Source organism: Amycolatopsis sp. (assembly GCF_025464955.1).
GTDB lineage: Bacteria > Actinomycetota > Actinomycetes > Mycobacteriales > Pseudonocardiaceae > Amycolatopsis.
In genome coordinates, this window is sequence record NZ_JAODNM010000037.1 from 91,887 (window position 1) to 105,908 (window position 14,022).

At 69.6% G+C, this 14,022-nt stretch carries 17 protein-coding genes; 11 read left to right on the plus strand and 6 right to left on the minus strand.

Annotated elements, in window-relative coordinates; translation table 11 throughout:
* The first annotated feature begins 126 nt into the window (after positions 1-126).
* Together JWQ81_RS07675 and def are read left to right on the plus strand one after the other, a co-directional pair.
* Entirely contained in the window at positions 127-786 is a 660-nt protein-coding gene (locus JWQ81_RS07675; RefSeq protein WP_297539031.1) for a GPR1/FUN34/YaaH family transporter, read from the plus strand.
* A 54-nt stretch (positions 787-840) separates the two neighbouring features.
* Entirely contained in the window at positions 841-1,341 is a 501-nt protein-coding gene (def, locus tag JWQ81_RS07680) for a peptide deformylase (protein ID WP_297539034.1), read from the plus strand.
* Between the two features lie 21 nt (positions 1,342-1,362).
* Here def and JWQ81_RS07685 read toward each other — a convergent pair whose 3' ends face one another.
* From JWQ81_RS07685 to JWQ81_RS07695, 3 genes are all read right to left on the minus strand, one after another.
* Positions 1,363-2,382, minus strand: coding sequence for a GNAT family N-acetyltransferase (locus JWQ81_RS07685; RefSeq protein WP_297539113.1), 1,020 nt, complete (start codon positions 2,380-2,382; stop codon positions 1,363-1,365).
* Positions 2,383-2,577: 195 nt separating this feature from the next.
* The gene (locus tag JWQ81_RS07690) at positions 2,578-3,327 is read right to left on the minus strand and encodes a maleylpyruvate isomerase family mycothiol-dependent enzyme (protein ID WP_297539036.1); all 750 of its coding nucleotides are present in this window, start codon (positions 3,325-3,327) and stop codon (positions 2,578-2,580) included.
* A 14-nt stretch (positions 3,328-3,341) separates the two neighbouring features.
* Entirely contained in the window at positions 3,342-3,782 is a 441-nt protein-coding gene (locus JWQ81_RS07695; RefSeq protein WP_297539038.1) for an SAV_6107 family HEPN domain-containing protein, read from the minus strand.
* Here JWQ81_RS07695 and JWQ81_RS07700 point away from each other — a divergent pair.
* From JWQ81_RS07700 to JWQ81_RS07710, 3 genes are all read left to right on the plus strand, one after another.
* Entirely contained in the window at positions 3,781-3,942 is a 162-nt protein-coding gene (locus tag JWQ81_RS07700) for a hypothetical protein (RefSeq protein WP_297539040.1), read from the plus strand. The genes JWQ81_RS07695 and JWQ81_RS07700 overlap by 2 nt on opposite strands.
* A gap of 128 nt (positions 3,943-4,070) precedes the next feature.
* Complete coding sequence (locus JWQ81_RS07705; RefSeq protein WP_297539042.1) at positions 4,071-4,592, plus strand: YbaK/EbsC family protein; 522 nt, start codon at positions 4,071-4,073, stop codon at positions 4,590-4,592.
* The gene (locus JWQ81_RS07710) at positions 4,589-5,155 is read left to right on the plus strand and encodes a GNAT family N-acetyltransferase (RefSeq protein WP_297539044.1); all 567 of its coding nucleotides are present in this window, start codon (positions 4,589-4,591) and stop codon (positions 5,153-5,155) included. The genes JWQ81_RS07705 and JWQ81_RS07710 overlap by 4 nt, the downstream gene beginning before the upstream one ends.
* A 188-nt stretch (positions 5,156-5,343) precedes the next feature.
* Here the strand turns inward: JWQ81_RS07710 and JWQ81_RS07715 are convergent, their stop codons facing one another.
* Both JWQ81_RS07715 and JWQ81_RS07720 read right to left on the minus strand, forming a co-directional pair.
* A complete protein-coding gene (locus JWQ81_RS07715; protein ID WP_297539046.1) occupies positions 5,344-7,029 on the minus strand; it encodes a DUF885 domain-containing protein in 1,686 nt (561 codons plus the stop codon).
* A 42-nt stretch (positions 7,030-7,071) separates the two neighbouring features.
* Complete coding sequence (locus JWQ81_RS07720) at positions 7,072-7,956, minus strand: methylenetetrahydrofolate reductase (protein WP_297539048.1); 885 nt, start codon at positions 7,954-7,956, stop codon at positions 7,072-7,074.
* Positions 7,957-8,099: 143 nt separating this feature from the next.
* Here JWQ81_RS07720 and merB point away from each other — a divergent pair, with 143 nt between their 5' ends.
* The 6 genes from merB (at position 8,100) to JWQ81_RS07750 (ending at position 13,396) form a co-directional block, all read left to right on the plus strand.
* Entirely contained in the window at positions 8,100-8,801 is a 702-nt protein-coding gene (gene merB, locus JWQ81_RS07725) for an organomercurial lyase (protein ID WP_297539050.1), read from the plus strand.
* Between the two features lie 10 nt (positions 8,802-8,811).
* The gene (locus JWQ81_RS07730) at positions 8,812-9,033 is read left to right on the plus strand and encodes a hypothetical protein (protein ID WP_366942268.1); all 222 of its coding nucleotides are present in this window, start codon (positions 8,812-8,814) and stop codon (positions 9,031-9,033) included.
* A gap of 70 nt (positions 9,034-9,103) precedes the next feature.
* The gene (locus JWQ81_RS07735) at positions 9,104-10,195 is read left to right on the plus strand and encodes a polyprenyl synthetase family protein (protein WP_297539052.1); all 1,092 of its coding nucleotides are present in this window, start codon (positions 9,104-9,106) and stop codon (positions 10,193-10,195) included.
* Positions 10,195-11,670: a phytoene desaturase family protein gene (gene crtI / locus JWQ81_RS07740; RefSeq protein WP_297539054.1), complete on the plus strand. Its 1,476-nt coding sequence runs from the start codon at positions 10,195-10,197 to the stop codon at positions 11,668-11,670. Before JWQ81_RS07735 ends, crtI begins: the two co-directional genes overlap by 1 nt.
* A complete protein-coding gene (locus JWQ81_RS07745) occupies positions 11,670-12,611 on the plus strand; it encodes a phytoene/squalene synthase family protein (protein WP_297539056.1) in 942 nt (313 codons plus the stop codon). The genes crtI and JWQ81_RS07745 overlap by 1 nt, the downstream gene beginning before the upstream one ends.
* Positions 12,608-13,396, plus strand: coding sequence for an LLM class F420-dependent oxidoreductase (locus JWQ81_RS07750; RefSeq protein ID WP_297539058.1), 789 nt, complete (start codon positions 12,608-12,610; stop codon positions 13,394-13,396). Before JWQ81_RS07745 ends, JWQ81_RS07750 begins: the two co-directional genes overlap by 4 nt.
* Before the next feature lie 58 nt (positions 13,397-13,454).
* Here the strand turns inward: JWQ81_RS07750 and JWQ81_RS07755 are convergent, their stop codons facing one another.
* Positions 13,455-14,021, minus strand: coding sequence for a CGNR zinc finger domain-containing protein (locus JWQ81_RS07755; protein ID WP_297539060.1), 567 nt, complete (start codon positions 14,019-14,021; stop codon positions 13,455-13,457).
* Position 14,022: the final 1 nt, after the last annotated feature.

Below are 14,022 nucleotides of genomic sequence, written 5' to 3' on the forward strand. Positions count from 1 at the left end.
TGCGGTCTGCGATCGGAGGCGCTTCAAATTGAGACATACCGTCAGGTCCGAACGGCGTACAACTCCGGATGTGCCCCCCGCGACGTCCACGGCACGCCGGAGTTGTCCTGCGAAAGGGAACCCGTTATGACCACGATTGACGCCGGGACCGAAACCAGCCAACGGACATCCGCACATCACGCCGCCGAAGCCGAGGCGGTGGCAGCCGCACCCGTCGGCGACCCGTCCATGATCGGCTTACCCTGCTTCATAGCGGGTTCGGTTGCACTCGGCCTGGCCCTAGTCGGCTACGTATCGGCCGCCTCGGTCGGCGCTCCACTCGCCATCATCGTCGCCGCGACCGGGCTGGGCCTGCTGATCGCGGCGATCTGGGCCGCCACCCTGGGCCAGAGCGCGGTCGCCAGCGTTTTCGGCGTCTTCGCCGGATTCTGGCTGAGTTATGCCCTGCTGGTATTGGGGCTGACGCACTCCTGGTTCGGGGTCGCGACCGCGGACGTAGTGCACGCGCAAGGCCTGTTCCTGATCTCCTGGATAGTCGTGATCGGCATGCTGACGCTGGCCACGATGCGACTGCCGATGGCTTACACGCTGCTGCTGGCACTCGTCGAGGTGGCACTGATCCTGGTGCTGATCGGCACCCTGCAGGGGTCGGCGAGCGTGCTGAAGATCGCCGGCATCGTGGTGTTCTTGTTCGCCGCGGTGGGTGTGTACCTGTTCTTCAGCTCCGCGTCGCAGGCGACCGGGGGCGACGCCCTCCCGCTGGGACCGCCGGTGATCCACGGCTGAGGTTCACTGAACCGATCCTCTAAAGTTCGCACGGCCAGCAGGAAGGAAACGATGATGGCCGTGCGCGAACTGCGCTATTTCGGTGACCCGGTGCTCAAGACCGTGTCCGATCCGGTGACCCGGTTCGACAAGACCATCGAGTCACTGGTCACGGATCTGCTCGACGGGGTGAAACTGCCTGGCCGGGCCGGTCTCGCGGCGCCGCAGATCGGGGTGAACCTGCGGGTTTTCAGCTACCACGTCGAAGGCCTGACCGGTTATGTGATCAACCCGGAAATCGTCGAGCTCTCCGAGGAAACACACGAGATCGACGAGGGCTGCCTGTCGGTTCCCGAGCTGTGGTTCCCCACTGTGCGGGCGAAACGGGCCTTGGTCCGCGGAGTCGACGTGAAGAACGAACCGATCGAAGTGGAGGGTTTCGGCGTGCTGGCACAGGCTTTGCAGCACGAGACCGACCACCTGGACGGCCTGCTCTACCTGGATCGGCTCACCACCGAGCGGAAGAAGCAGGCTATGCGCGAAGCCCGGGACAAAGACTGGTTCTGGCGGCGCTGATCCGTTCAGTGCTTAATCCGTTCAGGGGAGCGGGATCTTCACCATCCCGTCCCCCTGAGCGGGCTTCTCCGGCCGCAGGCCGGCCCTGGTCGCGGTGCGGGCGATGGTGTCCTGACTCGGCAGGCAGACAGCCGTGAGCTCGCGGTGTCCGCGGGCGCGGGCGATCACCGCCAGCCTGGCCATCAACGCCGTGCCGAGTCCGTTGCGCTGCCACGAGTCCTCGACCAGCAAGGAAACTTCGGCACTTTCGCCGCCAGGTGCGGCGATGAGCTGGCCGAGCCCCACGACCTCCCGCCCACTGACGGCGAGCAGGCTGACACCCCGCGGCGGAACAAGCAACCGGTGCAGCCAGCGACGCGGCACTGTCCTCACTCCCGTGTGATAACGCTGGAACAACGTCGTCATCGAGCACCGGTCGTGCAGCGCGAACACGGCGTCGGCGTCACCGGGGCGCCCCTGCCGGAGCACCAGGTCGGCACCGTCTTGGCAACTCACCACCACGGGCCCGGCCACGTTGGCGCGGACGGACTCCAGCAGTCCCAGCAGCGCCCCGGCGCGGGCCAGTTCCAGCTGGACGAACGGTGCCCAGCCGCGACGGGCCACCAAGGCCTTGTCCCCGTCGACTTCGAACACCTCGCGGTGGCCGCCTTCGGTGCGGGCCGGGTTCGCTTCCGCGGCCGGGACCAGGGTCACCATGTCCGCGGCGAGGACTTCGCGGAGTACGTCGGCCAGTTGAGCGGGGTCGTCGACCACCCTGCCCGCGGCGACGAGCATGGCGGCCGAGGTGTCGACGAGCTCACGCACATCGGCATCGACGATCCCCGCGCACTCGCATCCTTCCGCGCGGATGGCGGTGACCAGGTGTTCCCTGGTCAGTCCGGTCGCCGGGCGGACGACGATCTCGTCGAGCACACCGCCGGGCACCGGGAGCACCGTCAGCCCGAGGATGTTGCACTCGAGGTCGGCGAGCCGGATGGCGATCCTGGCGAGCGTGCCTGGCCGGTCGTCCATCCGGATGCGCAGCCGCCAGGTGAGCGACATGGGGTACTCGTCCTCCACGGCCGGCAACCGGACGACCTGCTCGGCAGGTGCTGTGCGAACTCGGCGCATCTCCATCCACCCACCGTGCCTGCCGGTTGTTGCCGGTCAAGGGCGTCGATGTGGCGCCGATGTTTCGCTCTTGCCGGGCTCCCCTGGCCGGCGCAACCCGGCCGAAACACTGGCTACCTGCGGGTTCTACCGCGTCGCCAGCCGAAGGAGGGCCCAAAGCTGGCCCGCGAGGTCGAACTCACCGCCGAATACCACGGCCGTCAACGGCAGGCGCCCCCACAACCAGAGGTAGACCTGCGCCGGGTCACCCGAAACGGTGGCGTCGGCGCCCTCGGCCTCCCGCGCCGAGCACCGCCAAGCCGTCGTTTCGCCAGGTCCGGCCCGCGTCACCCAGGCCTGGCCACCGGTACGCACCGCGACCGTGCCGGCCTTGGTGCCGGACAGACCCAGCACCGGGAGCTTCTGGGCGAACCACAGCGTGAGCACCTCGTCCACGCCGTCGAGGGCGAGATCCTCGGCGATTTCGGTGCGTTCGAGCCCCGCGGCGGCTTGCACGTCCGTGCGGTGGATGACCGTCTCGTGGGCCATGCGCCGGCGCCAGAACCCGAAGGTGTGATCCGCGGGCCACCAGGTCGACGCGTACTCGTCCGGCGGGTGGGCGGCCAGTCTTTCGAGCAGGACGCGCAGGGCATCACGCTGGTAGGCCACGGCGGACTCGCCCGGCTCCTGGTCGCGGTGCCAGTCGCCAGGGCGCCTGCCCTCGTCCAGCCAGGCGACGACCAGGCGGTAGACGCTGCCGACATGCCGGACGGTGCCCCCGATCGTCATCCCCGGACACATCGCGACCGGCGCGTCTTCGGAGGCGTCCTCGGCCGAGGACGCCAGCAGCTCACCCTCGACACCGAGCACGTCCAGCAGGCGGCTGTGCTCGATCATGGCCTGCCTGGTCACTAGCCGGCCCCGTGGACGACCCGGCGAGCGAGCTCGACGAACTGACCGCTCCGCCGGAACAGCTCATCGGCGGCTTCGACGTCCAGCCCCCTGGTGATACCGGACTGCGCGGCGGCCTGGGTGGCCGAGTGGCCGGCGAAGAACACCGCCCACTCCCGCAGCTCGGGTGCGGCCGATTCGAGCAGGGTCCAGACGCTGGTGGGCTTGGCCCGGCCCCGGTGCGGACGGCCGCGCGCCGCGAGCACGGCCGCGCCTGCCCGCAGGGCGGACAGGTAGGAGGCGATGAACCGCTCGACCGGATCCGCTTCGCCACCGGCGTCGGCCAGTCCGTGCTGAGCATGCGAAAGCAGGGCGACGGCGGCCCGGGGTGCCGGCGGGCGCACCTGAAACGGCAGCCCCGGCTGCACTACGTCCTCATGGGACGTGACTGCGACAGACATGACCCCTCCTCCCGCTCCGCACGGCCGGCGGTACCCGGCGCTGAGACGCTTCCCCCGTCCCCGCGCCGGATACCGGACCCGGAACACCGCTAACGACCTCGACCAACAGCCCGACGACCGGGAACTCGACGACCGGGAACTCGACGACCGGGAATCCTGATCAAGACCTCGAACGTATGTTCGAACATCTCCACTGTAACCCCAACCAGGCAGTTTTCTCAACCTGGTGAAAAGTGAGCTGGGATACGGCGTCACCGCCGGGGCGGCGTCCGTGATCTCATGTCCGGTATGAACACGCTCGACCACCCATCCGTTACCAGGGTCGCCACCGCGCTCACCGAAGCCGGGCAGCACGACGCCGCGAAGGGGATCCGCATCCTGCCCGCCGAGGTCCGCACCGCCGCGCAGGCAGCCGAAGCGCTCGGCGCAGCCGTCGGTGCGATCGCGAACAGCCTCGTCTTCAGCGCGGACTTCGGGGACCGCGTGGTGCCGCTGCTGGCACTGACCTCCGGCGCGCACCGCGCGGACACCGGAGCCCTCGCCGCGCTCGTCGGCGCGGTTTCGGTCGGCAAGGCGAACCCCGCGTTCGTGAAGGAGCACACCGGCCAGGTGATCGGCGGAGTCGCGCCGATCGGCCACCCGGAGCCGCTGCTCACGCTGGTCGACACGGCGTTGCGGGAGTACGACGTCGTCTGGGCCGCGGCCGGTCACGCCAAGTCCGTGTTCCCGACCACGTTCGGTGAACTCGTCACCCTCACCGGGGGCAAAGCAGCGGACCTGGCGGCAGCCGGGCAGGATATTCACCCGTGACCGCGATGTCCTCCAGTTGCACCCGTTACGTCGAGCTCTCGGCGGAAGAGTTCCGACTACGACTGCCCGAGGCGCTGACGCTCTACGTCAGCGCCATGCGCTATCCCGAGGGGACCGCGGAGCAGCGCGCCCCCATGTGGCTGACCCACGCCCTGCGTGACGGCTGGCGCTGCGTAGCGGCACTGAACGCCGAAGGGGTCATGCTCGGGCTCGCCTACGGCTACCGCGGGCGAGCAGGCCAGTGGTGGCACGAGCAGGTGCGTCGCGGGCTGGCCAGGCAGGCCGGTGAGCAGGAGGTCGAGGGCTGGCTGGGTGACTACTTCGAGCTGACCGAGATCCACGTGCGCCCGGAGAACCAGGGCAACCAGATCGGGGAGGACCTGCTGCGGCGGCTCCTCGACGGCGTACCGAACGCGAACGTGCTGCTGTCCACCCCCGAGGGCCCGAGCCGCGCGTGGAAGCTGTACCGCCGGATCGGGTTCGTCGACGTCCTGCGGCACTACCACTTCGCCGGCGACCCGCGCCCCTTCGCCATCCTGGGCCGCCCCCTGCCGCTGAGCTGAGCCGCCGGCCCCCTCGGGGGTCGCGGGGCTGATGGGGCAGAGGATGCTGCTGCCCCAGTCCCTGCTGCTGTAGACCGGAACCCGACACGACGTCCCCGCCCTGCATGTCGTACGCCGAAGACCCCTCGGGGCCACCCTGATGGCGTTCAACGCCACAGGGGTGGCCCCGAGGGAACGTCAAAACCGGGTCAGGACAGCCGGGAGAGCTGGTCGCGGAGGGTGTCCAGGCCCATGCCGCCGAGTTGGAGCGCGCGGGTGTGGAAGTCCTTGATGTCGAAGGAATCCCCCTGCCGTTGACGCACTTCCTCGCGGGCGCTCAGCCACAGCCGCTCGCCGAGTTTGTACGCGGGTGCCTGGCCCGGCCAGCCGAGGTAGCGGTCGATCTCGTCGTAGACGTGAGCGGCGTCGGTGATCGTCCGGGTGAGCAGGAACTCCAGGCCCAGCTCCGGGGTCCAGCGCTCGCCCTCGTGGAAGCCGGTGCCGGCCGGGATCTCCAGCTCGAGGTGCATGCCGAGGTCGACGACCACCCTGGCGGTGCGGAACAGCTGCTCGGAGAGCATGCCGAGCAGGTTGCCATCGTCGCTGAGGTACCCGAGGTCCTTCATCAGCCGCTCGGCGTAGAGCGCCCAGCCCTCGCCGTGGCCCGAGACGAACGACATCACCCGCTGGTACTTGTTCAGCGACGCCGCCTGGGCTACCGCGGTGGCGATCTGCAGGTGGTGACCCGGGACGCCCTCGTGGTAGACGGTGCTGACCTCGCGCCAGGTGATGAACTCCTCCTTGTCGGCCGGGACCGACCACCACATGCGGCCCGGGCGGCTGAAGTCCTCGCTGGGGCCGGTGTAGTAGGCGCCGATCCCGCCACCGGGCGGCGCGATCTTGCACTCGAGCGCCATGAGCGCGTCGGGGATGTCGAAATGCTTGCCGCGCAAGGACTTCAGCGCGTCATCGGAGAGGTCCTGCATCCACTTTTCGAACGCGACGCGGCCGTTGACGCGGTATCGCTCGTCGGCGTCGAGCACTTCGGCGGCTTCGGCGAGCGTGGCTCCGGGCTTGATGCGCTCGGCAACGGCGAACATCTCCGCCTCGATGCGCGCGAACTCCGCCCAGCCCCACTCGTAGGCTTCTTGCAGGTCCAACGCCGCGCCGGTGAAGTACCGCGACCAGAGCCGGTAGGCGTCTTCGCCGACGGCGTCCTTCGTCGGCGCCTTCGGGGCCAGCTCCGCGCGCAGGAACCCGGCGAGCTCGGCGTAGGCCTCTTGCGCCGCGCGGGCAGCCTTGTCGAGTTCGGCGCGCTGCGCCTCGGACAGGTCTTTCGCGCCTGCAACGAACGTGGTGAAGAAGCCGGGCTCACTGCCCAGCCCGGCCCAGGTTTCGGCCTGCCCGGCGACCTTGGAGACCTGACGCAACGCCGAGACGTGGCCCTCGTCAGCCGCTCGCAGCAGCGAAGCCCGGATGCCGTCGAGCGCGCGAGGCACCTTGGTGAGCCGAGCCGCGATGACCGCCCAGTCCTCGGGAGTTTCGGCCGGCATCAGGTCGAAGACCACGCGCACGTCCTGGACCGGGCACGCGATCACGTTGAGCGCCGCGATGTCCAGTCCGGCCCGGTGGATCTCCAGTTCGAGGCCGATCCGCTCGCCGAACAGCGCCTTCGCGGCACGCTCGGAGTCGTCTACCGGTTCGGCCGCTTCGACGTCGGCGAGCGCGCGTGCGGATAGCGATGCCCTGGCCGCGTACCCCTCCGGTGTGTAGTCGGGCAGCTGGTCGTCGTATCCGGTGATGCCCAAGAGCGTCGCCGTGACGGGGTCCGCCGCCGCGTACTCGTCGACAAAACGATCACAGATCTGGTGCACGCCTGGGTGAGGGGAAGCCATTCCGGCACCGTACCGGGCCACCCGTAATGGCGGCAGTCGGATTTACGCCCTGGCGGGCACCAGGCCGAGCCTGCCGACGACTTCGCTGGTCGCCTTGGACCGGTTGAACGTATAGAAGTGCAGGTCCGGCACGCCCTCGGCGATGAGCCGCTCGCACAGCTCGGTGACGACGTCGATGCCCTCCGCCCGGAACGCCTTCGGGTCGTCGGCGAGCGGCTCGAGCCGGTCCAGCAGGATCTTCGGCGCGGGCGCGCCTGACAGCTTCACGGTCGTCTGCAGGGTGCGCAACGTCGTCAGCGGCATGATGCCGGGCAGCACCAGCGCGTCACAGCCGGCGGCCGCCACCCGATCGCGCAGACGAAGGAAGATCTCGGGCTCGAAGAACAGTTGGGCGATGGCGAAGTCCGCACCGGCTTTGAGCTTGCGCACCAGGTACTTCGTGTCGCTGTCGAGGTCGGGCGAACGCGGGTGGCCGTACGGGGACGCGGAGACGCCGACACAGAAGTCGCCGAGCGAACGCACCAGCTCAACGAGCTCCTCGGCGTAGCAAAGGCCCTCCGGGTGCGGAATCCACTCGCCGTACGGGTCGCCGGGAGGGTCCCCGCGCAGCGCGAGGATATTGCGCACGCCGACCGCGGCGTACCAGCCGATGACGTTGCGGAGCTCGGCGACGGAGTGGTTGACCGCGGTCAGGTGGGCCATCGGCACGAGCGTGGTCTCGGTGGCGACCCTGGCGATACTGCGGATGGTGCCCTCGCGGCTGGACCCGCCCGCGCCGTAGGTGATCGACATGTACGCCGGGTCGTAGGGCTCCAGTTCGCGGATGGCGCGCCAAAGGATGGCTTCGTCCGCCACGTCCTTGGGGGGAAAGAACTCGATGGAGAACACCGGGGTGTCTCCTTGCAACCGTTCGACCACCGAAGTCATGGCGCCCATATTATCGGGAATTGTCCGTAGTATGAGAGGCGCTCTCGCGATCCGGCAGTCAAGCCCGCCTGGACCGCGGTGTGGCAGTACCGCTCCCGCGACCTCGAATTGCGCGGAACCGGCTCAGACCGGAGGGTGAGGCTATGACCAGCACAATTGCCCAGCACGTGGCAGGCGTCGACCCGCGGACGGACGAGGAGGTGCGGGTCGCGGTCTTCCGTGCGTTCGCCACCTACGGCAGAGCGCCTTCCTGCGCCGAGCTGGCCCAAGCCGCCGGCGGTTCGCTGGCGGTGGCCAAGATCTCACTGCACCGGCTGGCCGAGGACCACCACCTGGTGCTGGACGAGTGCGAACACATCGTGCTGGCTCATCCGTTCGCGTCCATTCCGCTCGGTTTCTCCGTGATGGGCGCGAAGACGCTGTGGTGGGGAGGCTGCGCGTGGGACTCGTTCGCGCTGCCGCACCTGGTGCCCGCCGAGCCGGAGGTGCTCGTCTCCACCCGTTGCCCCGGCTGCGCGGAGCCCCACGCGATCGTCGTCAACCGCGAGGCCCCGCCGGCCGGTGACCAGGTGGCGCACTTCCTCGTGCCCGTCGGGCACATGTGGGATGACGTCGTGCACACGTGCGCCAACCAGCGGATCTTCTGCGGCGAAGCCTGTGTGGAGGCCTGGCTGGCCGAGACCGGCGGCGACAAGGGCCACGTGATGGACCTGACGACGCTGTGGAACCTCGCCTCCCGCTGGTACGAAGGCCGCCTCGACCGCGGCTACCGGCGCCGGGACCCGAAAACCGCGTCCGACTACTTCGCCGGAGCCGGGCTGACCGGGCCGTTCTGGGGCTCGTAGGCTGCCGGGCATGCCCAAGCCAGTGTCGAAGCCAGCCCAGCAACCGGCCGCGAAGCCGCGGTGGAAGCCGACACCGCTGCAGGTCCGCAACATCCTCGTGGCCATCCTGATGGCCGCCGGGCTGGTGTGGAACCTCGCCAACGGCAGCGTCTGGTGGCTCCCCGCCATCTTCGCGATGGGCTGCGCGCTGGCCATCGCCTCGGCCGTGATCAATCGCAACGGACTCCGCTAACGCTGAGCGGTCCGCCACATCTTGGCCACCCCGCGACGTACGCCCGGCGCGGTTCCCGCAGGATAGGACCATGAGCGCGCCCGGCTACGACGAAGACCTCCCGGCGAACGTCGAGCGGGCACTTGCCGAGTTCCTCGGCCGCGCGGGCGAGGAGATCTGCCGCACCGAGCCCAGCGTCCGGCCAGGGATCGACGCGCTGGGCGAGTTCGTGCTCGGCGGTGGCAAGCGCTTGCGACCCACTTTCGCGTGGTGGGGCTGGCGCGGCGCGGGCGGCGATCCCTCGGGTCCCGACGCGGAAGGCGTCCTCCAGGCCGCCGCGAGCCTGGAGCTGATCCAGGCCTGCGCGCTGATCCACGACGACCTCATCGACTCTTCGGACTCGCGCCGCGGCTCCCCCACCGTGCACATCGCGTTCGCCAAGCAGCACGCCGACCAGGGCTGGCTGGGCCTGCCCTCGACGTTCGGCCTGGCCAGTGCCGTGCTGATCGGCGACCTCGCGCTGGCCTGGGCGGACGACATGTTCGCCGACGCAGCCCTCCCTGCCGCGGCGATGGCCGCCGCGCGCCCGGCGTGGCGCGCCATGCGGACGGAGGTCCTCGCCGGGCAGTACCTGGACGTACGCACGCAGGCCACCGGCGACGCGTCCGTCGAGGCCGCGCTGCGCATCGACATGCTCAAGACCGCCGCGTACACCGTGCAGCGGCCGCTGCACCTCGGCGCTTCGCTGGCCGGCGCCGAAGACGAGCTGATCGCGACGCTCCTCGAGTTCGGCGGCGATCTCGGCGTCGCGTTCCAGCTGCGGGACGACCTGCTCGGCGTCTTCGGGGACCCGTCGGTGACCGGCAAACCCGCGGGTGACGACCTCCGCGAAGGCAAGCGGACGCTGCTGGTCGCGCTCGGCCTAGAGCTGGGCGCCGAACAGGGCAAGTCCGCCGCGGCCGGGGTCATCGCGGACGCGATCGGAAAGGCCGACCTGTCCGATCAGGCCGTCGAACTGGTCCGCGAGGCGCTGACCGAGGTCGGCGCACCGGACGCCGTCGAGCGGCGCATCGACGAGCTGACCCACACCGCGATGGCCGCGCTCGACCGGGCCCACCTGGCCGATCCCGCGCCCGCCCGACTCACCGAGCTGGTGGTCAAGGCCACCAAGCGGGCGTCCTAGTGCGGACGGTCACCGGGCGCACCGACCACGTCGTGGTGATCGGCGCCGGGCTCGCCGGGCTTTCCGCGACGCTGCACCTGCTCGGTGCCGGGCGCGGCGTCACGCTGCTGGAGCAGGACGAACGACCGGGCGGCCGGGTCGGGCAACGCACGTCCGACGGGTACACCGTCGACACCGGGGCCAGCGTGCTCACCATGCCGGAGCTGCTCGACGAAGCGTTCGCCGCCGTCGGCGAGACCCTGGCCGGCAATCTCACGCTCACCCGGCTAGACCCCGCCTACCGCGCACACTTCGCCGACGGCAGCACGATCGCCGTACACACGGACGCAGCCGCCATGGAAGCCGAGATCCACGAGAAGGCGGGAGCGCGCGAAGCGGACGGTTACCGCAGGCTTCGTGCCTGGCTGACCGAGTTGTACGCCGCGCAAAAGGACCACTTCATCGGCGGCAACTTCGACTCGCCTCTGGATTTGGTACGCCCGGAGCTGGGGAAACTCCTCGCGCTTGGCGGGTTCGGCAGACTCGGTCCGCGCGTCGGGCGTTTCCTGCATGACGAGCGCGTGCGAAGGCTCTTCTCGTTCCAAGCGCTGTACGCGGGACTCGATCCGATGCGGGCGATCGGCGCTTACGGCGTCATCTCGTACATGGACACCGTCGGCGGCGTGTACTACCCGGCGGGCGGGATGGGCCGGATCGCCGAGACGATGGCCGAAGCCGCTGGGCGCGCGGGTGCCGACGTGCGGTTCAAGACCGACGCGGCCTGGCTGGAGCGCGTGAACTCGCGTGTCCGGGCCGTACGCACTCGCACCGGTGAACGCATCGAGTGCGACGCCGTCGTGCTCGCGACGGAGTTGAGCAGCGCGTACCGGTTGCTCGGCGCGAAGCCACGACGTCTGCTTCCGCTGCGCTACTCGCCGTCAGCCGTCGTGGTGCACGGCCACACCGCGACGACGTGGCCGCAACTGGACCACCACACGATCTTCTTCGGTGCCGCGTGGGAAAAGACGTTCTCCGAGCTCATCCGGGAAGGTGCGCTGATGAGCGACCCCTCGCTGCTGGTCACCAGGCCCACCGCGACCGACCCGGCGCTCGCCCCGGACGGACGCCAACTCGTCTCGGTGCTGGCCCCGGCGCCGAACCTCGTCCGCGGACGCATCGACTGGGCCCGCGTCGGTCCCGCCTACCGCGACGAACTGCTCGGCACGCTGGCCGCGCGCGGGGTCACCGGTTTCGACCGTGAGTTCGAGGTCACCGAGGTGGTCACCCCCGCCGACTGGGCCGCTCGCGGACTTGCCGCGGGCACGCCGTTCTCGCTGGCCCACACCTTCGCCCAGACCGGGCCGTTCCGGCCGCGGAACATGCCGCTGGGCCTGGAAAACGCGGTACTCGCCGGCTGCGGCACCACCCCGGGTGTCGGCATCCCGCCGGTCGTCATCTCCGGGCGGCTGGCCGCGGCGCGGGTCACCGGCGTCTGATGAGTACGAGCGAGCTGGACGCGGCCGGCATCTCCGAACCGGCGATGCGCGCGGCGTACACCGAGTCCCGCCGGATCAACGCGCACCACGGCCGCACGTTCTTCCTCGCGACGCGGCTGCTGCCGCCTCGAGTCAGGCCGGCCGCGCATGCGTTGTACGGGTTCGCTCGCGCGGCGGACGAAGTCGTCGACAACCCCGCTCCCGGCAGCGATCCGAGTGCCGCGTTGAAGACACTGGCTGAATCGCTGTACGCGGTGTTGGACGGCGAAGCGCCGGTTGACCCGGTACTGGCGGCCGTCGCGGATACGGCCCGCCGCTACGACATCGACCGCGGGCTGTTCGGCGCGTTCCTGCACTCGATGCGTATGGATCTGCACGTGACCGAGTACGCGACCTACGCCGACCTCGGCGAGTACGTCTACGGCTCGGCGTGTGTGATCGGCCTGCAGATGCTGCCGATCCTCGGCACGGTCGTGCCACGGGAGGAGGCTGCGCCCAGCGCCGCCGCACTCGGCGAAGCCTTTCAGCTCACCAACTTCCTGCGCGACGTCGGCGAGGACCTCGACCGCGGGCGGGTCTATCTGCCCGCCGAGGAACTCGCTGTGTACGGAGTGGACCGTGAACTGTTGTCATGGTCACGGTTGCGGGACACCCCGGATCCGCGGATCCGGCGCGCGCTGGCCGGGGCGGTGTCGAGGAACCGGGCCGTCTACCGTCGCGCGGCGGTAGGGATTCCCTTGTTGCGCAGGGAATCCCAGCCTTGCGTGCACACCGCGCTGACGCTGTACGAAGCGATTCTGGACGAGATCGTCGACGCCGGCTACGACATCCTGAACCGCCGAGTATCGATCGGAAACGGACGACGGCTGGCTGTCGCCGCACGAAGCTGGTGTAGCTCCACGTGGCAACGACAACGCGTCGCGCCTAGCCTGCGAACATGACGACAGCAGCACAAAGGCCGGTCCGGATCGGCCTGCAGATCCAGCCCCAGCACGCCGACTACAAGACCATCCGCCGCACCGCGTCGGAAGCCGAAGACCTCGGTGTCGACATCGTGTTCAACTGGGACCACTTCTATCCGCTGTACGGCGAAGCGGAAGGCCTGCACTACGAGTGCTGGACCATGCTCGCCGCCTGGGCGGAATCCACCTCCCGCGTCGAAATCGGCGCGCTGGTGACGTGCAACAGCTATCGCAACCCGGAACTGCTCGCCGACATGGCCCGCACGGTCGACAACATCTCCGACGGCAGGCTCATCCTCGGCATCGGCTCCGGCTGGTTCGAAAAGGACTACGACGAGTACGGCTACGAGTTCGGCACCGCAGGTGGGCGGCTGAACAGTCTCGCCGAGTCGCTGCCGCGCATCGAATCCCGGCTGGCCAAGCTGAATCCGCAGCCGGTCCGCGACATCCCGGTGCTCATCGGCGGTGGCGGCGAGAAGAAGACCCTCAAGCTGGTCGCCAAGCACGCCGACATCTGGCACAGCTTCGGTGACGCGGAGGTCCTCAAGCACAAGCTGGAGGTCCTCGCGGGGCACTGCAAGGACGTCGGCCGCGATCCGGCGGAGATCGAGGTCTCCACCGCCGTCAGCAAGGAGCCGGAGGAGGTCGGCGGGGAGCTGCGCGACCTCGGCGCCAGCCTGTTCACCGTCGCCGCCAGCGGCCCCGACTACGACCTGGACCTGCTCAAGCGCTGGATCACCTGGCGGGACAAGCAGCACTCGTGAGTGTTCCGGCTCGTTACTGTGCCCTGCGGGACACCCGCACCCGGGCATGCCGGAACACTCAGGAGTCCTGGTCTCGCTGCGCACGGCGATGAGCGGCCACCCGCTCCCTCGTCGCGCAGCGTGGTGAGCAGTAGCGCTGAGGACTCCCGCCGGCGGCGTGGACGAACGCCTTCCCACAGGTCGGGGACGCGCACACGCCGCCGGGCGGGGTCTGGCGGTCGGCCAGCAGCACCGCGAGCGCCAGGCAGGACGACGTGACCAGCCAGGTGCCCCACGGACCGTCGTCCTCGCTGTCGACGTGCAGGTGCCAGCCGAACTTGCCGCCGTGCGTGGTCAGCCTGGGCGGAAACGCGTGGCGGGCGAGCAAGCCGTTGAGCAGCTCCGCCGCCTGATCGACGTCGACCGCCGCGAACACTTCGCGCACTAAGCCGGCTGCTTCGCGCATCTCATCGACGGCCTCGCGGGAAAGATCGCCGAGGTCGGTTTCGCCATGCGCGCGCAGCACTTCGGCGACTTTCTCCAGGTCGGGCCGGTCGACCTCCAGCACCTCCAGCAGGTCGGCCGCGCGCCGAGCGGCGTCGCGGGCAGCGCGGCCGGGCCGAAAATCCTCTTGCGGGACGGGCATG